This window comes from Sphaerotilus sp., assembly GCF_013299175.1.
In the GTDB taxonomy this organism is placed as follows: Bacteria; Pseudomonadota; Gammaproteobacteria; order Burkholderiales; family Burkholderiaceae_C; genus Sphaerotilus.
Window position 1 is genome coordinate 16,698 of record NZ_JAAFKF010000006.1, and the last position, 19,334, is coordinate 36,031.

Consider the following 19,334-nt stretch of genomic DNA (forward strand, 5'->3'; position numbering starts at 1 on the left):
TTGTGGACCGCAGTCCCGGATTCAGCGCATCAGAGCAGGTGCTTGACGCCGTCCTTCTCGCCGTCGAGTTCGGCCAGGGTCTTGTTGATGCATTCCTGCGAGAACGCGTCGATGGACAGCCCTTCGACGATCTTGTACTCGCCACCTTCGCAGGTGACGGGGTAGCCGAACATCGTTTCCGCCGGGATGCCGTATTCGCCAGCCGACGGGATGCCCATCGTGACCCAGGCGCCGTTCGTGCCCAGCGCCCAGTCGCGCATGTGGTCGATGGCGGCGTTGGCAGCCGACGCGGCCGACGATAGGCCACGGGCGGCGATGATCGCGGCGCCACGCTTGCCGACGGTCGGCAGGAACACGTCGCGGTTCCAGGCTTCGTCGCCGATCATGTCCTTGACCGACTCGCCGTTGATGGTGGCGAAGCGGTAGTCGGCGTACATCGTCGGCGAGTGGTTGCCCCACACGGCCAGCTTCTCGATCGACGCGACCGGCTTGCCGGTCTTGGCGGCGAGCTGGCTGGCGGCGCGGTTGTGGTCCAGGCGCAGCATGGCGGTGAAGTTCTTGGCCGGCAGGTCCGGGGCCGACTTCATGGCGATGTAGGCGTTGGTGTTGGCGGGGTTGCCGACCACCAGCACGCGCACGTCACGCGAAGCGACGGCGTTCAGTGCCTTGCCCTGGGCGGTGAAGATGGCGCCGTTGATCGACAGCAGCTCGGCGCGCTCCATGCCCGGACCCCGCGGACGCGAACCGACCAGCAGCGCGTAGTCGGTGTCCTTGAACGCGGTCATCGGATCGCTGTGGGCTTCGATGCCGGCCAGCAGCGGGAACGCGCAGTCTTCCAGCTCCATGATCACGCCCTTGAGCGCCTCCTGGGCCTTTTCCATCGGCACTTCGAGCAGTTGCAGGATGACCGGCTGGTCCTTGCCGAGCATCTCGCCCGAGGCAATGCGGAACAGCAGGGCGTAACCGATCTGACCAGCAGCGCCGGTGACGGCAACACGGACGGGCTTCTTGCTCATGGGCGTGGCTCCTGAAATGGGTGAGTGCAGCGAAGTGGGGTCAACGAAAAATCAGAAAACATCCGAAATCGGCGGCCAGTCTAGGGATCGACCCCAATGCTGTCAATCATCTTATGTCTTATATAAGACATCTTGTAGAACTGCGTTGCAGGCCGACACACCGTTGTGCTGCAATCTCGCCCATGCCCCCTTCCGCGTCCACGTCAGCGCAGTTCCAGCCCTCCGATCCGGCGGGTGACCACACGCCGGCCTTCAGCCCGCTCTACCAGCAGATCAAGACGCTGATCCTGCGCGGAATGCAGTCCGGCGAGTGGAAGCCGGGCGAGGCGATCCCGAGCGAGCTGGAGCTGGCGGCGCGTTTCCGGGTGAGCCAGGGCACCGTGCGTAAGGCTATCGACGAGTTGGCAGCCGAGAATCTGCTGGTTCGCCGCCAAGGCAAGGGCACCTTCGTGGCCACGCACAGCGAAGAGAAGATCCAGTACCGTTTCCTGCGTCTGCAGCCGGAAGACGGCGCAGACCCGGTGCCGATGCAGCGTCAGTTCCTGGACTGCCGCCGCATCCCGGCCCCGGCCGACGTGGCGAAAGCCCTGTCGCTGCGTCCGGGCGAGATGGCGCTGGAAATCCGCCGCACGCTCTCGCAGCATGGCAACCCCATCGTGCTGGACGACATCTGGCTGCCGGCCCAGCTCTTCACCGGGCTGACCGCACAGCGCATGGGCGACTACCGGGGGCCGCTGTACGGGCTGTTCGAATCCGAGTTCGGGGTTCGCATGATCCGGGCCGAGGAGAAGATCCGGGCGGTGGCGGCGGACACGGAGATCGCCAGCGTGCTGGGCGTGGCAGCGGGCAGCCCCCTGCTGAGCGTCGAGCGGCTGTCGTTCACGTACGGCGACAAGCCGGTGGAGTTGCGCCGAGGCTTCTACAACACCTCGACACACCACTACCGCAATGAGCTGAGTTGAAAAGATGTGGGCTGAACACGCTGTCCAGGGTGTGCGGCCTGCTGCATTGCAATAAAATTCCGCGGTTTCTTCGTCATTACACAAGACACACCACACGACAACAGGCAAAGGCAAAGGCATCCCATGGCAGACACCCTCAAGCAGCGACCAGGCCCGATGCGCCTGATCGACGCGACCCAGTACCGGCTGCCCGTCGCGGCGCAGTTGTCCATCCTCCACCGCGCCAGCGGCATCGTGATGTTCCTGCTGCTGCCCTTCATCGTCTGGATGTTCGACACCAGCGTGAGTTCGGAAGTCTCGTACGACACCTTCACCTCCGTGTTCACGGCAGGTTTCGGGTTCTTGCCGGGCTGGTGCGTCAAGCTGGTGGTGCTGGCCCTGATCTGGTCGTATCTGCACCACTTCTGCGCCGGCGTGCGCCACCTGTGGATGGACGCGACGCACAGCGTGTCCAAGGAGCAGGGCCGCTCGTCCGCCATCGTCTGCTTCACGCTGAGCCTGGTGCTGACCGTGGCCCTCGGCGCCAAGCTGTTCGGCCTGTTCTGACCTGACTGACCTGACAAGAGACCACGAGGCAATCCCCCACCATGTCCACGAATTACGGTTCCAAGCGCATCGTCACCGGTGCGCACTACGGTCTGCGCGACTGGCTCGCGCAGCGCATCACCGCGGTGCTGATGGCGCTGTTCACCATCGCCCTGCTCGCGCAAGTCCTGTTTGGCGGCCCGCTGGGCTATGACCGCTGGTCGGCGATCTTCTCGTCGCAGTGGATGAAGACGCTGACCTTCGTGCTGATCGTCTCGCTGGCGTGGCACGCCTGGGTCGGCATGCGCGACATCTTCATGGACTACGTGACCCGCTCGCTCGGGCTGCGGCTGACGCTGCAGGTGTGTACGCTGGTCTGGCTCGTCGGCTGTGCCGGCTGGGCGGTGCAAGTTCTCTGGAGACTCTGATGGCGTCCATCGCTACTGCTGCCGGTTACACCGGCTCCCTGCCGCGCCGCAAGTTCGACGTGGTGATCGTCGGCGCCGGTGGTTCGGGCATGCGTGCCTCGCTGCAACTGGCCCGCGCCGGCCTGAACGTGGCCGTGCTGACCAAGGTGTTCCCGACCCGCTCGCACACCGTCGCCGCCCAGGGTGGCGTCGGTGCCAGCTTGGGCAACATGTCGGAAGACAACTGGCACTACCACTTCTACGACACCGTCAAGGGTTCGGACTGGCTGGGCGACCAGGACGCGATCGAGTTCATGTGCCGCGAAGCACCGAAGGTGGTCTACGAGCTGGAACACTTCGGCATGCCGTTCGACCGCAACGCCGACGGCACCATCTACCAGCGCCCCTTCGGCGGCCACACCGCGAACTACGGCGAGAAGCCGGTCCAGCGCGCCTGCGCGGCGGCTGACCGCACCGGCCACGCGATGCTGCACACGCTCTACCAGCAGAACGTCAAGTCGCGCACGCAGTTCTTCGTCGAGTGGATGGCACTCGACCTGGTCCGCGACGCCGAGGGTGACGTGGTGGGCGTGACGGCGCTGGAGATGGAGACCGGCGAGGTCTACATCATGGAAGCCAAGAGCGTGCTGCTGGCCACCGGTGGTGCCGGTCGCATCTTCCAGGCATCGACCAACGCCTTCATCAACACGGGCGACGGCCTGGGCATGGCCGCGCGCGCCGGCATTCCACTGCAGGACATGGAGTTCTGGCAGTTCCACCCGACCGGCGTGTCCGGCGCGGGCGTGCTGCTGACCGAAGGCTGCCGCGGCGAAGGCGCGATCCTGCGCAACTCGAACGGCGAACGTTTCATGGAGCGTTACGCCCCGACGCTGAAGGATCTGGCCCCGCGCGATTTCGTCTCGCGCTGCATGGACCAGGAGATCAAGGAAGGTCGCGGCTGCGGTCCCAACAAGGACTACATCAACCTCGACATGACCCACCTGGGCGGCGACACCATCCTGAAGCGCCTGCCCTCGGTGTTCGAGATCGGCCACAACTTCGCCAACGTGGACATCACCAAGGAGTCGATCCCGGTGGTGCCGACCATCCACTACCAGATGGGTGGCATTCCGACCGGCATCACGGGCCAGGTCGTGACGACGAAGGACAACGTCAACACAGTGGTGAACGGCCTGTACGCGGTGGGCGAATGCTCGTGCGTCTCGGTCCACGGCGCCAACCGGCTGGGCACGAACTCGCTGCTCGACCTGCTGGTGTTCGGCAAGGCCGCCGGCAACCACATCATCGAGGCGTTCAAGGCTGCGCCGAAGTCGCACAAGGCACTGCCGAAGGACGCCGCCGACCGCTCGCTGGCCCGTCTGGCCCGTCTGGACAGCAGCACCAGCGGCGAGTACGCGCAGGATGTCGCCAACGACATGCGCGCCGCGATGCAGCAGCACGCCAGCGTGTTCCGCACCCAGAAGATCATGGACGAGGGCGTCGTCAAGATCAACGCACTGCGTGAGCGCGTGGCCAGCATCACCCTGAAGGACAAGTCCAAGGTCTTCAACACCGCCCGCATCGAGGCGCTGGAAGTGGACAACCTGATGGAAGCCGCCCAGGCGACGATGACCTCGGCTGCAGCCCGTCACGAATGCCGCGGCGCGCACACGGTGAAGGACTACGAGCGCGGTGCTGACGACGCGCAGTTCCCGCTGGGCCGCAACGACAAGGAATGGATGAAGCACACCCTCTGGGACAGTGCCACCAACTCGCTGTCGTACAAGCCTGTCAACCTCAAGCCGCTGACGGTGGATTCGGTTCCGCCCAAGGTCCGCACCTTCTGAAGAGAATCCCATGGCCAAGCGCACATTCCAGATCTACCGCTACGACCCGGACAAGGACAGCAAGCCCTACATGCAGTCGATCGACGTCGAACTCGACGGCAACGAGCGCATGCTGCTGGACGCCCTGAACAAGCTCAAGGCGGTCGATCCTTCGCTGAGCTTCCGCCGTTCGTGCCGCGAAGGCGTGTGCGGCTCGGACGCGATGAACATCAACGGCAAGAACGGCCTCGCGTGTCTCACCAACATGCGTGACCTGCCGGGCGTCGTCGTGCTCAAGCCGCTGCCGGGGCTGCCGGTCATCCGCGACCTGATCGTGGACATGACCCAGTTCTTCAAGCAGTACAACTCGATCAAGCCCTACCTCGTCAACGACGACCCGCCGCCGGACAAGGAGCGTCTGCAATCGCCCGAGGAGCGCGACGAGCTGAACGGCCTGTACGAGTGCATCCTGTGCGCGAGCTGCTCGACCTCGTGCCCGAGCTTCTGGTGGAACCCGGACAAGTTCGTCGGCCCGGCCGGTCTGCTGCAGGCGTACCGCTTCATCGCCGACAGCCGCGACCAGGACACCAGCGCCCGCCTGGACAACCTGGAAGACCCGTACCGCCTGTTCCGCTGCCACACGATCATGAACTGCGTGGACGTGTGCCCGAAGGGTCTGAATCCGACCAAGGCCATCGGCAAGATCAAGGAATTGATGATCCGCCGGGCCGTCTGAGTCCGTGGTGCGCTGTCCTGGCGCACCGTGGTCAGACCACTGAAAGATGCGCAATGGACACTTTGCTCGACGAGCGCGCCCTCAGCAAGCTGCACTGGCGCTGCCGGCGGGGCTTGCTGGAAAACGACCTGTTCATTGAACGGTTCTTCAGCCGCCATGAATCCAGCTTGACAGTCCGGCAGGCCCGCGGCCTGGAAGTTTTGATGGACCTGGCCGATAACGACCTGCTGGACTTGCTGCTGCGCCGGCGCGAACCTGAAGGCGATCTGGCCGAGCCAGACGTGAAGGCCGTGCTCGAGATGCTGCGGCAGCGCCGACCCGATACAGACTCCGACACTCTTGATCTACCGAGGAAACAGCCATGATGACCCCCTCCGACGTGAAGGCCACGCTCTCGTTCTCCGACGGCAGTGCCTCGATGGACCTGCCGCTCTACAAGGGAACGATCGGCCCGGACGTCATCGACATCCGCAAGCTCTACGCGCAGACCGGCAAGTTCACCTATGACCCGGGCTTCCTGTCCACCGCGTCGTGCAACTCGACCATCACCTACATCGACGGTGACAAGGGCGAACTGCTGTACCGCGGCTACCCGATCGAGCAGCTCGCGGTCAACTGCGACTTCCTCGACACCTGCCACCTGCTGCTGTACGGGGATCTGCCGAACGCGGACCAGCGCACGGACTTTCATGGCCGCGTGACCAACCACACGATGGTCAACGAGCAGATGCAGTTCTTCCTGCGCGGTTTCCGCCGGGACGCGCACCCGATGGCCATCCTGACGGGTCTGGTGGGCGCGCTGTCGGCCTTCTACCACGACAGCACGGACATCAACAATCCGGAGCACCGTGACATCGCCGCGATCCGCCTGATCGCCAAGATGCCGACGCTGGTGGCGATGGCCTACAAGTACACCGTGGGCCAGCCCTACATGTACCCGCAGAACGACCTGTCCTACGCGGGCAACTTCATGCGGATGATGTTCGCCACGCCGTGCGAGGACTACAAGGTGAACCCGGTGATCGAGCGCGCGCTCGACCGCATCTTCATCCTGCACGCCGACCACGAGCAGAATGCCTCGACCTCGACCGTGCGCCTGTGCGGCTCGTCGGGCACCAACCCGTTCGCGGCGATCGCGGCCGGTGTCGCCTGCCTGTGGGGCCCGTCGCACGGCGGTGCCAACGAAGCCTGCCTGAACATGCTCGGCGACATCCAGAAGATGGGTGGCGTGGCCAAGGTCGGCGAGTTCATGAACCAGGTGAAGGACAAGAACTCCGGCGTCAAGCTGATGGGCTTCGGTCACCGCGTCTACAAGAACTACGACCCGCGTGCCAAGCTGATGCGCGAGACCTGCCACGAAGTGCTGGGCGAACTGGGTCTGCAGAACGATCCGCTGTTCAAGCTGGCCATGGAGCTGGAGAAGATCGCGCTGGAAGACGACTACTTCGTCGCCCGCAAGCTCTACCCGAACGTGGACTTCTACTCCGGCATCGTGCAGCGCGCCATCGGCATCCCCGTGCCGCTGTTCACCGCCATCTTCGCACTGGCCCGCACGGTCGGCTGGATCGCGCAGTTGAACGAGATGATCGGCGACCCGGAGTACAAGATCGGCCGTCCGCGCCAGTTGTTCGTCGGTGCGGGTCGCCGCGACGTGCCGCCGCTGTCGGCGCGCTGACGCTCAGAAGCGGTACCCGATCCGCAGGGCGCCCCAGTGGCGACCCTGCACCAGGATCGGCGCCGCGACTTCCTTGAGCAGCACGAAACTGCCCCCTCCCATGTCCCGCCGGTAGGTCTGCACGAGGAACGGCCGGCGGTTGCGGGCCGATGCCAGACCGGTGCGGTCATTGAAAATGCGGCGGTGGCGGCTGTTGGCGGTGTTCCAGACGGCATCACTGCGGCGCTGGGGCTGGCAGTACACACGGTTGTGGACCGCCACATAGCCATTGCGGTCCACTGCAATGCAATACACCACCTTGTCGCTGCTCGACAGCACCTGCTCCTGCACTTCGGGAAACAGCCGCTCGGCGAGCGGGACAAAGCGGGTCAGGAACTGGGGCGGATCGGTGTGGGCAATGGGCTGGTAGTGCGCGTCGAACAGCGCCTCCAGGTCGATATGGCCGGCCGCCAGCGCCTGCTCCAGCAAGACCACCACGTGCAGGGCAGCCCCTTGGGCACCACGGATCAGCGGCGTGTCCTCGGTCTCGATCCCGCAGCCCGCCAGCTCGTCGATCAGACGCTCCGATACCGCGAGGAAACGGTTGCTGCACTGCATGGCCACCTCCAGACCGCTGATCGCCCCCTGGATGTCCTTGCCCAGCGCCTGGGTCTTGTCGATCACCTGCTGGGCGATCATGCGGCTGGTGTCGGCCGCAGCGTCGATGCGGTGAACAGCGGTTTCCACGTCCGCGAACGCCCGGTGGATCTGCCCCTGTCGGTCGGTGCGGGGATCGATGCAGATGTCGCGCGAGAACGCGGCAATGCGCCGATCGAGATCGTCCAGCGTGCCCATGATGGTGCGGGACGACAGCTCGACCCGCCCCGCCAGCTCTTTCACGGCATCGGCCACCACCCCGAATCCCCGGCCCGCTTCCCCTGCCCGCTTGGCCTCGACCGAGGCGTTGAAGGCGACCAGACGGGTCTGCAGGGCGATCTGTCCGATGTCGCCCGCCGCGTTGGCCACCTGGTGCAGCACCTCGACGATGCCCGTGACCTCACGCGCCACCTGCTCCACCTGCTGCCGCACACGCACCACCGCCGCCCGGCTCGCCGTCGTCGCCTCGCCGATGGCGTGCTGGGTCTCCCGCACACGGCCGAGGTCGAGGTTGAGGTGGTGCATGGCCTGCAACTGCGCGGTCACGATCTTCTGGGTGTCCTCGATCACGCCGCGTGTCTCCGCGGCGTCCCGGCCGATGTTCGACACCTGGCGCGACAGCCGCTGCAGCACCTCGGTCGAATCGACCTGGTCGGGCGTGGTGTCCATGTCCGGCACCACGGGAGCCGACCCCCAGGATCGAAGCAGTTGCAGCATGGGGTGGTCCTCGGACAGGCTTACCAGGTGCGCAGCTTGGCGCGCAGGCGGGCGATGGACTGGCTGTGCAACTGGCAGACCCGCGATTCGGTCACGCCCAGCACCGCCGCGATTTCCTTGAGGTTCATGTCCTCTTCGTAGTACATGCTCATCACGAACTGCTCCCGCTCGGGCAGGTGCTTGATGGCCTCGACCAGCGCCTCGCGCATCCGGCGGTCGTTCAGGCGCGCCAGCGGGTCGGCGTCGTTGTCCACGACGTGGCGGTCGAGGTAGTCGTTCTCGCCCTCGTCGCCGCTCATGTCTTCGAGGTAGACAAGCTGCGTGCCCCGCACCCGGTTGAGCAAGTCCTGGTAATCGGTGAGTGCCAGACCCATTTCCAGGGCGATCTCGCTCTCGTGCGGGGCGCGGCCGAAGCGTTGCTCCAGCCGATGCACGGCGGCCTCGATGTCGCGCTGGTGCTTGCGGTTGCTGCGGCTCATCCAGTCGCCGCCGCGCAGCTCGTCGAGCATGGCACCACGGATGCGCTGGGTCGCGAAGGTCTCGAACTGGACCCCCTGCTTCACGTCGAAGCGCGTGAGCGCATCGGTCAGCCCGATCATGCCGACCTGGATCAGATCGTCGAGTTCGACGTTGGCCGGCAGCCGGGCAATCATCTGGTGTGCCAGACGCCGCACCAGCGAGCTGTATTGCTCCAGCATCTGGTTGGCTTCGAGTTGGCCCTTGGAGGTGTACATCAGGTGACTCCGGATCGGTTCAGACCATCGGCTGGAAGCGGGAGAAGACCTGGACTCATGCGCCCAGATCTCGTGAGGGGTGGCCGCTGCGGCGCAGTGCAGCGCCGGCCAGCACGCCACCAGGGCGCGCAAAGGCCATGCCCACGTCAGAAGGACTCAGACGCCACGCCTGCGAGGCACTGCCCCGCAGCGCGCGCTGGACCAGTGTCTGGCTGCTCAGGTGGTGCCAGTCTTCCGGCACCCGCTGGCCAGTCGAGACGGCGAGCACCTTCAGACGGTGGCGGATCACCGCGTCCAGCGCCGGGCCGAGCTTCACCGCCTCGTCGAGCTTGGACAGGATGACGCCCTTGGCCTGGCTGGCCTTGTAGGCGGTGATCACATCGTCGATCGTCTCGGCCTGCTGCGCGGCATTGACCACAAGCAGCCGCTTGATGCTGCGGTGGGTGAGCATGTCCATCAGATCGCGGGTGCGGGCATCGCGCTGGGACAGGCCGGCGGTGTCGATGAGCACCATCTTCTTGCCGGACAGCAAGTCGAGCAGATCCTCCATCGCCGCGCGGTCGTGCGCCGTGTGGACCGGCACGCCCAGGATGCGGCCGTATGCACGCAGTTGCTCGTGGGCACCGACGCGGAAGGCATCCAGCGTGATCAGACCGAGCTGCGACGGGCCGTGGCGCGTGGCGAAGGCGGTGGCGAGCTTGGCGGTCGAGGTGGTCTTGCCCACACCGGTCGAGCCGATCAGCGCATAGACACCGCCCTCGTCTTCCAGATCGGTTTCGTCCTCGCTGGTGAGCAGGTTGCGCTGCAGCAGGTCCGTCACGGCGCCCAGCTCGTCGCCGTCGTCCAGCGACACGCCATCGACCAGCTCGCGCACCAGCGCCGGCGAGAACCCGGACTCCAGCAGCCGGGTGCTGAGCTGCACCTGGCGGGGGTTCTTCTGCAGCCGGTCGATGAACGCCATCATGGTGAAGCGTTCCTCGATCAAGCTCTTCAGCGCACGGATCTCGGCCAGCATGTCCGCACTGGCCGATGGCGAAGCGGCGACCTCCATGTCGTCGTCGAAGCGGTCTTCGGTGTTGGTGGTGCGCGCAGCCGTGGGAAGCGGCCGGTTGTCGGCCGCCGCGGAGCGGGCCGGTGGCGCCGGGCGCGCCGGCACCGAAGGACTCAGCAAGAACGGGCGGATCGAGGCTTCATCCGTCGTGAAGGTGGCGTGCGGCTCTGCGCGTGTCCCGTCTGGCGGGGGGAGCGGCCAGTCCGATTCGCCCGCATCGACGGCCGACGCTGGCCGGCCCATCAACGGCTCGCGCCGGGGATCACCACGCAGTTCGTTGCGTGCAGCCGCCCGCGGTTCGGCCGCTGTGCTGCGGACATCAGGCTCCGGTGTGACAGCGCCATCGCGTCCGCTCAGCTCGGCCTTGCGCTTCTTGAGCATCCGCTCGCGGACGTAGTCCTGGAACGACAGCGTGCTCATGGCCAGCGTGCCCACGTCATCCTGCACAGGCGTCGCAGCCGCTTCGGCCGGGGCCGTGGCTGCGGACGGTTTTGCCGCTGCGGGTGCTGCCGGCGGGGTCGCCAGCGAGCGTGGTGCCGGGGGGGGTAGCGGCGGAGCGGCGTCGGTGACCGACTCGTGCCGCTCCAGCGCCTCGATGCTCTCGGATGGCATGGCCACGACCTCGACCCCGTCGCTGCTCGGCTTGGTCGAGAGGATCACCGCGTTGTCGCCGAAGGTCTGACGCACTTTCTGCATCGCTTCGCGCGAGTTGCGCCCGAAAAAGCGCTTCACATTCATGGCTGTGCTCCGATGATCGAACCGATGCGGATCGAGTGGGTGTCAGGTATTTCGCTGTGGGCCAGCACCTTCAGGCGCGGCGCAGCGCGGCGCAGCAGGCGGGACAAGGACGGCCGCAACGTGTCCGGCACCAGCAGGCACGCCGCCTGGCCCAGATCTTCCTGGCGGCGTGCCGCGTCGAAGGCACTGCGGCTGAGCTGGTCCGCCACGCTCGGATCGAGCACCGGGCCGTTCACCGCGGTCAGCGCCTGCGTCAGCAGCCGCTCCAGATCCGGCTCCAGTGCGATCACGTCCAGCTCGCGCTGCGTGCCGTAAATCTGCTGCACGATCGCAGGCGCCAGGGCCACCCGCAGCCGCCGCGCCAGCTCGACCGGATCGTTCACGCCCGCCGCCGATTGCTCGGCCAGCGATTCGACGATGGAGCGCATGTCGCGGATGTGGACGCCCTCTTCCAGCAAGGACTGGAGAATTTTCTGCAGAGGGACGATGCCGATCATCTTGGGGATCACGTCTTCGATCAGTTTGGGCGCCAGCTTGGTCACATGCTCGACCAGCGCCTGGGTCTCGGTGCGGCCCAGCAAACGGGCCGCGTGTTGTTGCATCAAGTGTGAAAGATGGGTCGCCACGACAGTCGAGGAATCAACAACGGTGTACCCAGCCATTTGGGCAGTTTCTCGCTGGCGCTCATCGACCCACACCGCCGGCAGTCCGAAGGCCGGATCGGTGGTCGTCTGGCCCTGCAATGCGAGCTGTGCATTGCCCGGATTGATGGCCAGGAACATGCCCGGATACGCCTCGCCCTCGCCCATGACCGCGCCGCGCAGCGTCAACCGGTACATGCTGGGCTTCAGCTCCAGATTGTCCCGGATGTGAACAGAAGGCGGCAAGAAGCCGACCTCTTGCGCGAATTTCTTGCGCACGCCCTTGATCCGGTTGAGCAGGTCGCCGCCACGCTCCTTGTCCACCAGCGCGATCAGGCGGTAGCCGACCTCCATGCCCAGGGTGTCCACGGGCTGCAGGTCGTCCCAGCTCGCCTCGTCGCCGTGGGCCTTGGTGCTGGGCGCATCCGCCGCCGCCAGGCTGGCCGCCTCGGCCGCCGCCAGCAAGGCACCGCGGCCGCGCATCGTGTACGCCAGATAACCCAGCCCCGCCGCCACCGACAGGAACACCAGGTGCGGCATCCCCGGCACCAGCCCGAGCATCCCGATGACCCCGGCGACCATGCCCACCGCCTGCGGCGTGCGGAACATCTGGCCGATGATCTGCGTGCCCACGTCCTGTTCCTTGCCGACCCGCGAGACCACCATCGCCGCCGCCACCGAGATCAGCAGGCTCGGAATCTGCGCCACCAGCGCGTCTCCCACCGCCAGCAGGACGTAGGTGCTGGCGGCCGCAGAGGCGGTCAGGTCGTGCTGCGCCACGCCGATGACGAAGCCGCCGAGGATGTTGATGACCAGGATCAGGATGCCGGCGATGGCGTCGCCGCGCACGAACTTGGACGCGCCGTCCATCGAGCCGAAGAACTCCGCCTCGTTGCCGACCTCGATGCGGCGGCGCTTGGCTTCCTTCTCGTCGATCAGGCCGGCGTTCAGGTCGGCGTCGATGGCCATCTGCTTGCCGGGCATGGCGTCCAGGGTGAAGCGCGCCCCGACTTCCGCGATCCGCTCCGCACCCTTGGTGACCACAACGAAGTTGATCACCACCAGGATCGCGAACACGATGAAGCCAACCGCGAAGTTGCCGCCGATCAGGAAGTGGCCGAAGGACTCGATCACCGCACCTGCCGCGCCCGGCCCGGTGTGGCCTTCGAGCAGCACGACCCGGCTCGACGCCACGTTCAGCGACAGCCGCATCAGCGTCGTCAGCAGCAGCACCGACGGAAACGCCGCGAAGTCCAGCGGCCGCACCATGTAGGACGCCACCACCATCACCATCAACGCTGCGGCGATGTTGAAGGTGAACAGCAGGTCCAGCAGGATGGTGGGCAGCGGCAGCACCATCATGGCCAGCACCATGAGGATCATGACCGGCGCGGCCATGCCTTGCAGCCAGGCGGTGTTGGTGCCAAACAGGCGCTGCAGGGTCAGGGTCAGGGTCTGGGCGTTCATGGCGTGGGGGCGCTGCCGGTGCGGGCGGCGTGCCGGTTGTGGCGGGGATCGGCCGGATCAAGCTCCGGCGGCACGGCAATCGGATCGAGGGCATCGGGATACGGCGCCCGCCCCGCCACCGCCTCGCGCAGGCGGAACACATGCGCCAGCACCTGCGCCACGGCGCTGTAGAGCGCCACGGGAATCTCGCGGTCCAGCTCGGTCGTGGCGTAGAGCGCGCGGGCCAGCGGTGGCGCTTCCAGCACCGGCACGCGCGACGCCGTGGCCAGATCACGGATCCTCATCGCCACCTGGTCCGTCCCCTTGGCCACGACCTTGGGGGCGCCTCCGCTGTCCTCGCTGTACTGGATCGCCACGGCATAGTGGCTCGGGTTCATCACGACCAGATCGGCCTTGGGAACCGCTGCCATCATCCGGCGGCGGGAGGCTTCACGCATCCGCTGGCGCAGGCGTCCCTTGATCTCTGGATTGCCGTCCTGCTGCTTGTGCTCTTCCTTGATGTCCTGGTGGCTCATCTTGAGCTTGGAGGCGTGCAGGAACCGCTGCAGCGGCAGGTCGATCACCGCGAACAGCGCCAGCACCAGCACCAGCAGCCACAGCCCCGACAGGATCTGGCTGCCCGCCTCGGTGAACGCCGCCGTCAGATCGACCGACTGGCTGCGCACGAAATCCCCCTGGTGCGCCCACAGCCACAGCGCCCCCACCACGCCCAGCAGCAGCGCCAGCACGCTGGACTTGAGCGTTTCGCTCAGGTTGTCCTTCGACAGCAGGTTGACCAGGCCGCTGAGCGGGTTGAGCTTGCCGAAGTTCGGGGCCAGCACCGACAGCGTGAACACCCAGCCCCCCGACACCAGCGCCGACACCACCGCCACGGCACAGACCACGCCGCCCAGGAACAGGCTGAGCAGCAGCAGGTCCGGCACCACCGACGCCAGCCGCTCGGCCATGAAGGCGGGGCTGGCCACCGTCACGGCGTCAAAGCGCAGGGCTGCAGCAAGCAGATCACGCAGCCGCTGCGTCACCGAGGGCGCCACAGCACCGATCACGCCCAGCGAGGCCGCCACCACCGCGCAATGCGCCAGATCCCGCGAGCGCACCACCTGGCCCTCGGCACGCGCCTTTTCCAGGCGCTGCGCGGTGGCGGGAAGTTGCTTGTCTTGGGAGCTGTCGCCGGACATGAAAAAAGTATCAGAGTACGAAGCCGTGGTGTCGCCGCCATTCTTCCGGTCGCCCCCTCAAACTGGAGACCAATAAGCACGCTCTTTCGCGGCGTATTCCCGCCCGGCCTCACTCACGCACAAGCGCACGGCCGCCAGACAACAAAAAGGCGGCCATCGGCCGCCTTGATCGCACGCAAACCCCGCTTCAGTGCATCCGCACGTCAGCGCGGCGCCACCGTCACCCACTGCCACTCCAGCCAGTTGTCGGCGCGGTGGACCACCGTGACGTTCTGGCGCGCCGCCCAGGGCACGAACTGCCGGTGCAGCGGAATGTGGTGGACCTGCGCGTTGTGCTCGACGAAAACCTGCTTGATGAGGCCCTGGCGCTTGGTCACGTCGGCTTCCTTGCTGGAGGCCGCCGCCAGTGCGTCGAGCTTGTCGTTCTTCACGTTGCCGAAGTTCCAGTCGCCCACGCCCTTGTCGGCGCGGCTGCGGTAGATCGGGGTGAAGGTGGTTTCCGGGTCGGTGATCGAGCCACCCCAGCCGAGCAGGTAGAGGCTGGTGTCGAGCTTCTGCAGCTTGGGGAAATACACCGCGCGCGGCATCGCGTTGACCCGCACCTTGACCTTGAGCTGCGCCCACATGCCCGCCAGCGCGACGCAGAGTTCCTCGTCGTTGACGTAGCGGTTGTTCGGGCAGTCCATGCCGACTTCAAACCCGTCGGCGTAGCCCGCCTCCGCCATCCCCTTGCGGGCGGCGACCAGATCGAACGGCAGGCGCCGCTCGATCTCCGGATCGTTCAGGCTGCCCAGCGGACTCGGCACCACCGCCCCGGTCGGGATCGCCTGCCCGTTCATCAGCTTGGTCTTGATCGCCTCGATGTCGATCGCCTGGTAGAGCGCGCGGCGCACCCGCACGTCCTTGAACGGGTTGGTGTCGCCCGGCACCTGGCCATAGAGCAGCTTGTCGCGGGACTGGTCCATGCCGATGAAGAGCACGCGGTTCTCCACGCCCTCGACCACCTTGATGCCCGCGGTGCTCTTCAGGCGCGCCACGTCGCGCGGCGCCGGATCAAGCACGAAGTCCACCTCGCCCGAGACCAGCGCGGCCAGCCGGGTCGCGTCGCTCTTGATCGGGGTGTAGACGACCTCCTGCAGGTTGCCCTCGAACTTGCCCCACCACGCCGGGTTGCGCTTGTAGGCGGTCTTGATGTCGGGCTGGCGGCTGACGAGGATGAACGGGCCGGTGCCATTGGCGTTCATCGCGGCGAAGCTCTCCTCCTTGTTCTTGAAGTCCTGCGGCTTGGTGACCCGGTTCTTCTCGGACCACGACTTGCTCATGATGAACAGCGTGTTCATGTGCTGCAGGAAGACCGGGTTCGGCTCGGTCATGCGGAACTCGACCGTCAGCGCGTCGATCTTCTTCGGCTCGCCCACCTGATTCGCGTAGGCGATGAGGTTGGAGCTGGGCTCGCGGGCACGCAGGATGGAGAAGACCACATCGTCGGCGGTGAAGGGCGAGCCGTCGTGGAACTTCACGTTCGGCCGCAGCTTGAAGCGCCACGTCAGCGGGCCGGTCTGCTGCCACTCGGTGGCGAGCTGCGGGACGATGCCGAGCTGCTTGTCGCGGCCGACCAGCGTCTCGTAGACCTGGGCGTTCATCTGGTTGGTCAGCGACTCGTTCTGCGCGTGCGGGTCCATGGTCTGCGGATCGCCCTGGGTGGCCCAGCGCAGCGTCTGGGCCGCGGCGGGCAGGCTGAGCGCCGCGGCGAGCACCGCGGTGGCGATGGCGGCGGTGGACAAGAGCGGGCGGTGGTGGGGCATGGAAGCGGCTCCGGCAGACAACGATGGCGCAGTGTAGGCGGATCGCCCGTGCATTGTGCTCACCCGCCTGGTGCCTGCCGACTTGACCCGCATCAAGCCCGACCCCTCGAAACCGGGCACAGTTCCTCCATGGACACCACCGCACCTCTGGACGCCGTCGCCGCCCTGACCGAATGGACCCTGCCGATCGACGGCATGACCTGCGCCTCGTGCGTGCTGCGGGTCGAGAAGGCGCTGAAGAAAGTACCGGGCGTGGTCGAAGCCGAGGTCAACCTTGCCATCGAGCAGGCCCACGTCGTCGCCCGCGCCGACACCGCCACCCGTGCAGCCCTGCAAGCGGCCGTGCAGCGCACCGGGTTCAGCGTGCCCGACGAGGTGGTGGCCGGTGCGGCGCCGGTCGTGGCGGTCGAACCGTGGTGGAACGAAGGCCGGCGGGTGGCGGTCGCGGGGCTGCTGTCGGCGCCGCTGGTGCTGCCGATGCTGGCGGGGGTGTTCGGCCAGCACGGGATGCTGCCCGGCTGGCTGCAGTGGGCCTTGGCGACACCCGTGCAGTTCTGGCTCGGGGCACGCTTCTACCGGGCGGGGTGGGCCGCGCTGCGCAGTGGCAGCGGGAACATGGACCTGCTGGTCGCGCTGGGCACGAGCGCGGCGTATGCGCTGTCGGTGTGGCTGCTGCTGACGGACCACTCCGGGATGCCGCACCTGTACTTCGAGAGTGCCGCGGTGGTCGTCACGCTGGTGATGCTGGGCAAGTGGCTGGAGTCGCGCGCCCGGCACCACACGGTGGACGCCATCCGGGCGCTGCAGGCCCTGACCCCCGCCTTCGCCCATGTCATCGGCCCGGACGGCACCGAAGCGGATCGCCCACTGGCGCGGCTGCGGGTTGGCGACCGGGTGGTGGTGCGGCCGGGGGAGCGCGTGCCGGTGGATGGCGAGGTGCTCGACGGCAGCAGCCATCTGGACGAATCGCTGCTGACCGGCGAGAGCCTGCCAGTGGCGCGTGAACCGGGCCAGCGCGTGACGGGCGGCGCGGTCAATGGCGAGGGCCGGCTGGTGGTCCGCACACTGGCCATCGGCGCCGAGACCACGCTGGCGCGCATCGTGCGGCTGGTGGAGTCGGCACAGGCCAAAAAGGCGCCCATCCAGCGGCTGGTCGATCAGATCAGCGCGGTGTTCGTGCCCGTGGTGGTGGTGATCGCGGTCATCACGCTGCTCGGCTGGGGGCTGACGATGGGCGACTGGACGGTGGCGGTGCTGCGGGCGGTGGCCGTGCTGGTGATCGCCTGCCCCTGCGCGCTGGGGCTGGCGACACCGGCGGCGATCATGGTCGGCACCGGTACAGCCGCTCGCCACGGCATCCTCATCAAGGACGCACAGGCACTCGAACTCGCCCACGCCGTGCGGATCGTCGCCTTCGACAAGACCGGCACGCTCACGGCCGGCAAGCCCGCGCTGGTCGGCCATGTCGCCGCGCCGGGTCAGACCGCAGACACGGTGCTGGACTGGGCCGCGGCGCTGCAGGTGGGCAGCGAGCATCCGCTGGCGCGCGCCGTCGTCACGGCCGCTGCAGCCACCGGCCAGACGCTCCCCACGGCAAACGGGATGCAGGCGCAGGCGGGCCGCGGCGTGGTGGGTGTCGTGCAAGGCCGTGCGCTGCGGCTGGGCAGCCGGCGCTGGATGGAGGAGCTGGGCGTGCCGGTGGCGCCGCTGCAGGCCACCGCGGACGGCTGGCAGTCGCAGGGACAGACGCTGGCGTGGCTGGCCGAAGTGCCAACCGAGAACACGCCAGGGACACCGCAGTTGCTCGGCTTGCTGGCCTTCGGCGACACGCTCAAGCCCGGCGCACGCGAGGCGATCACGCAGTTGCACGCGCTGGGCATCCGTACCCTGCTGGTCAGCGGCGACAACCGCGACGCCGCGAACGCCGTGGGCCGGGCGCTGGGCATCGACGAGGTGCGGGCGGAGGTGTTGCCGGGCGACAAGGCGGGGGTGATCGCGACGCTGCGGGCCGATGGCACCCGCGTGGCCATGGTCGGCGACGGGTTGAACGACGCACCGGCGCTGGCTGCGGCCGATGTCGGGATGGCCATCACGCACAGCGATGGCACCGGCACCGATGTCGCCATGCACGCCGCCGGCATCACGCTGATGCGGGGCGACCCGCGCGCCGTGGCCGAAGCGATCGACATTTCACGCCGCACCACGGCCAAGATCCGCCAGAATCTGTTCTGGGCGTTTGCCTACAACGTGGTGGGGATCCCGCTGGCGGCGTTCGGGCTGCTCAGTCCGGTGGTGGCCGGTGCCGCCATGGCCGCCAGCAGCGTCAGCGTGGTCAGCAACGCCTTGCTGCTGGCACGGTGGTCGCCGCGCGGGCGGTGAACCACCGGGTCAGACCGGGAACGCTCAGCGGAACTTGGCGTTCGGGACGACCTGCAGGTCGCTCGGCAGCGAGCCGATGTAGTCGGCCAGCGACTTCAGTTCGGCATTGGTGAACGGCTTGGCCATGCCGCCCATGATCGCGTTGCCGCGGCCGACGTTGGGGTTGTTCTCGGTCTTGTAGGACTTGAGCGCCACGTACAGGTAGTCGGCGTGCTGGCCGGCCAGCTTGGGGTAGCTGGCATCGATCGGCTTGTTCAGGCCCTCGCCGTGGCAGGACGCGCAGTTGCCCTTCTTGAGCAGCTCGGCCACGGCCGCACTCGGCGCAGGCGCAGCAGCGGCAGCGGTCGGCCGCTGGTGGCTGGCGTAGAAGGCGGCCACGTCGGCGATGTCCTGGTCCGACAGCGAGCCGGCAATGCCGCGCATCGTCGGGTGCTTGCGCTCGCCCTTCTTGTAGGCGGTCAGCGCCGAGGCGATGTACTTGGCACCCTGGCCCGAGATCATGGGCACCTGGTGGATTTCGGGGAAGCTGGCGCGGTAGCCCGGAATGCCGTGGCAGCCGATGCACATCGCGGCCTTCTTCTGGCCGTTGGCTGCGTCTCCGGCCGGGTTGTCCTGAGCACGCACGCAAGACACACCGGCGGCAAGTGCGAGTGCGAGGGCGGCCGTGGCAATGGTCTGTTTGCTCATAGAGTGGTGTTAGATGACGATCAAGCAAAAACGCCGCGAATTATAGATACGCGTCCCTGACTTCCAGCCGGTTTTCAGGACGGCAGAAAACCAGCCGATGCCCTGACACCACATTTCCAGCCCCCTGCCGGCACGGCACGGCCGACGCAGTGCC

16 protein-coding genes are annotated in these 19,334 nt (G+C 67.0%); 8 read left to right on the forward strand and 8 right to left on the reverse strand.

Annotated features, from left to right (window positions below; translation table 11 throughout):
* Window positions 1-29: 29 nt before the first annotated feature.
* Window positions 30-1,016, reverse strand: coding sequence for a malate dehydrogenase (locus QZW52_RS02060; RefSeq protein ID WP_293994640.1), 987 nt, complete (start codon window positions 1,014-1,016; stop codon window positions 30-32).
* 182 nt (window positions 1,017-1,198) lie between these two features.
* Between QZW52_RS02060 and QZW52_RS02065 the strand changes: the two genes are divergently transcribed.
* The 7 genes from QZW52_RS02065 (at window position 1,199) to gltA (ending at window position 7,147) form a co-directional block, all read left to right on the forward strand.
* On the forward strand, window positions 1,199-1,978 hold the full coding sequence (locus tag QZW52_RS02065) for a GntR family transcriptional regulator (protein ID WP_293994642.1): 780 nt from the start codon (window positions 1,199-1,201) through the stop codon (window positions 1,976-1,978).
* A gap of 123 nt (window positions 1,979-2,101) precedes the next feature.
* Window positions 2,102-2,524 (forward strand): succinate dehydrogenase, cytochrome b556 subunit, encoded by a 423-nt coding sequence (sdhC, locus tag QZW52_RS02070; RefSeq protein ID WP_293994646.1) that lies wholly within the window; start codon window positions 2,102-2,104, stop codon window positions 2,522-2,524.
* A gap of 41 nt (window positions 2,525-2,565) precedes the next feature.
* Complete coding sequence (gene sdhD / locus QZW52_RS02075; protein ID WP_293994649.1) at window positions 2,566-2,931, forward strand: succinate dehydrogenase, hydrophobic membrane anchor protein; 366 nt, start codon at window positions 2,566-2,568, stop codon at window positions 2,929-2,931.
* Window positions 2,931-4,757, forward strand: coding sequence for a succinate dehydrogenase flavoprotein subunit (sdhA, locus tag QZW52_RS02080; protein ID WP_293994652.1), 1,827 nt, complete (start codon window positions 2,931-2,933; stop codon window positions 4,755-4,757). Before sdhD ends, sdhA begins: the two co-directional genes overlap by 1 nt.
* A 10-nt stretch (window positions 4,758-4,767) precedes the next feature.
* Window positions 4,768-5,472: a succinate dehydrogenase iron-sulfur subunit gene (locus QZW52_RS02085; RefSeq protein WP_293994655.1), complete on the forward strand. Its 705-nt coding sequence runs from the start codon at window positions 4,768-4,770 to the stop codon at window positions 5,470-5,472.
* A gap of 53 nt (window positions 5,473-5,525) precedes the next feature.
* A complete protein-coding gene (locus QZW52_RS02090) occupies window positions 5,526-5,837 on the forward strand; it encodes an FAD assembly factor SdhE (RefSeq protein WP_293994658.1) in 312 nt (103 codons plus the stop codon).
* Window positions 5,837-7,147, forward strand: a complete 1,311-nt coding sequence (gene gltA / locus QZW52_RS02095; RefSeq protein ID WP_293994759.1) for a citrate synthase — start codon at window positions 5,837-5,839, stop codon at window positions 7,145-7,147. Before QZW52_RS02090 ends, gltA begins: the two co-directional genes overlap by 1 nt.
* A gap of 3 nt (window positions 7,148-7,150) precedes the next feature.
* Here the strand turns inward: gltA and QZW52_RS02100 are convergent, their stop codons facing one another.
* From QZW52_RS02100 to QZW52_RS02125, 6 genes are all read right to left on the reverse strand, one after another.
* The gene (locus QZW52_RS02100) at window positions 7,151-8,500 is read right to left on the reverse strand and encodes a methyl-accepting chemotaxis protein (protein ID WP_293994669.1); all 1,350 of its coding nucleotides are present in this window, start codon (window positions 8,498-8,500) and stop codon (window positions 7,151-7,153) included.
* 20 nt (window positions 8,501-8,520) lie between these two features.
* Window positions 8,521-9,234 (reverse strand): RNA polymerase sigma factor FliA, encoded by a 714-nt coding sequence (locus tag QZW52_RS02105; RefSeq protein ID WP_293994671.1) that lies wholly within the window; start codon window positions 9,232-9,234, stop codon window positions 8,521-8,523.
* A 55-nt stretch (window positions 9,235-9,289) separates the two neighbouring features.
* Complete coding sequence (gene flhF / locus QZW52_RS02110) at window positions 9,290-11,023, reverse strand: flagellar biosynthesis GTPase FlhF (RefSeq protein WP_293994673.1); 1,734 nt, start codon at window positions 11,021-11,023, stop codon at window positions 9,290-9,292.
* Window positions 11,020-13,131: a flagellar biosynthesis protein FlhA gene (gene flhA / locus QZW52_RS02115; protein ID WP_293994675.1), complete on the reverse strand. Its 2,112-nt coding sequence runs from the start codon at window positions 13,129-13,131 to the stop codon at window positions 11,020-11,022. The genes flhF and flhA overlap by 4 nt, the downstream gene beginning before the upstream one ends.
* Window positions 13,128-14,309, reverse strand: a complete 1,182-nt coding sequence (gene flhB, locus QZW52_RS02120) for a flagellar biosynthesis protein FlhB (protein ID WP_293994677.1) — start codon at window positions 14,307-14,309, stop codon at window positions 13,128-13,130. The genes flhA and flhB overlap by 4 nt, the downstream gene beginning before the upstream one ends.
* Before the next feature lie 203 nt (window positions 14,310-14,512).
* Window positions 14,513-16,114, reverse strand: coding sequence for an ABC transporter substrate-binding protein (locus tag QZW52_RS02125; protein ID WP_293994679.1), 1,602 nt, complete (start codon window positions 16,112-16,114; stop codon window positions 14,513-14,515).
* 129 nt (window positions 16,115-16,243) lie between these two features.
* Between QZW52_RS02125 and QZW52_RS02130 the strand changes: the two genes are divergently transcribed.
* Complete coding sequence (locus QZW52_RS02130) at window positions 16,244-18,493, forward strand: heavy metal translocating P-type ATPase (protein WP_293994681.1); 2,250 nt, start codon at window positions 16,244-16,246, stop codon at window positions 18,491-18,493.
* A gap of 24 nt (window positions 18,494-18,517) precedes the next feature.
* Here QZW52_RS02130 and QZW52_RS02135 read toward each other — a convergent pair whose 3' ends face one another.
* Complete coding sequence (locus QZW52_RS02135) at window positions 18,518-19,180, reverse strand: c-type cytochrome (RefSeq protein WP_293994683.1); 663 nt, start codon at window positions 19,178-19,180, stop codon at window positions 18,518-18,520.
* Between the last annotated feature and the right edge of the window lie 154 nt (window positions 19,181-19,334).

Bases quoted from the DNA above. Each gene is read 5' to 3' on its own strand.
- flhB (WP_293994677.1), bottom strand. From the start codon at position 14,309: ATGTCCGGCGACAGCTCCCAAGACAAGCAACTTCCCGCCACCGCGCAG.
- QZW52_RS02105 (WP_293994671.1), bottom strand. From the start codon at position 9,234: ATGTACACCTCCAAGGGCCAACTCGAAGCCAACCAGATGCTGGAGCAA.
- QZW52_RS02065 (WP_293994642.1), top strand. From the start codon at position 1,199: ATGCCCCCTTCCGCGTCCACGTCAGCGCAGTTCCAGCCCTCCGATCCG.
- flhA (WP_293994675.1), bottom strand. From the start codon at position 13,131: ATGAACGCCCAGACCCTGACCCTGACCCTGCAGCGCCTGTTTGGCACC.
- QZW52_RS02135 (WP_293994683.1), bottom strand. From the start codon at position 19,180: ATGAGCAAACAGACCATTGCCACGGCCGCCCTCGCACTCGCACTTGCC.
- QZW52_RS02060 (WP_293994640.1), bottom strand. From the start codon at position 1,016: ATGAGCAAGAAGCCCGTCCGTGTTGCCGTCACCGGCGCTGCTGGTCAG.
- QZW52_RS02100 (WP_293994669.1), bottom strand. From the start codon at position 8,500: ATGCTGCAACTGCTTCGATCCTGGGGGTCGGCTCCCGTGGTGCCGGAC.
- flhF (WP_293994673.1), bottom strand. From the start codon at position 11,023: ATGAATGTGAAGCGCTTTTTCGGGCGCAACTCGCGCGAAGCGATGCAG.
- gltA (WP_293994759.1), top strand. From the start codon at position 5,837: ATGACCCCCTCCGACGTGAAGGCCACGCTCTCGTTCTCCGACGGCAGT.
- QZW52_RS02125 (WP_293994679.1), bottom strand. From the start codon at position 16,114: ATGCCCCACCACCGCCCGCTCTTGTCCACCGCCGCCATCGCCACCGCG.
- QZW52_RS02085 (WP_293994655.1), top strand. From the start codon at position 4,768: ATGGCCAAGCGCACATTCCAGATCTACCGCTACGACCCGGACAAGGAC.
- sdhD (WP_293994649.1), top strand. From the start codon at position 2,566: ATGTCCACGAATTACGGTTCCAAGCGCATCGTCACCGGTGCGCACTAC.
- QZW52_RS02090 (WP_293994658.1), top strand. From the start codon at position 5,526: ATGGACACTTTGCTCGACGAGCGCGCCCTCAGCAAGCTGCACTGGCGC.
- sdhA (WP_293994652.1), top strand. From the start codon at position 2,931: ATGGCGTCCATCGCTACTGCTGCCGGTTACACCGGCTCCCTGCCGCGC.
- sdhC (WP_293994646.1), top strand. From the start codon at position 2,102: ATGGCAGACACCCTCAAGCAGCGACCAGGCCCGATGCGCCTGATCGAC.
- QZW52_RS02130 (WP_293994681.1), top strand. From the start codon at position 16,244: ATGGACACCACCGCACCTCTGGACGCCGTCGCCGCCCTGACCGAATGG.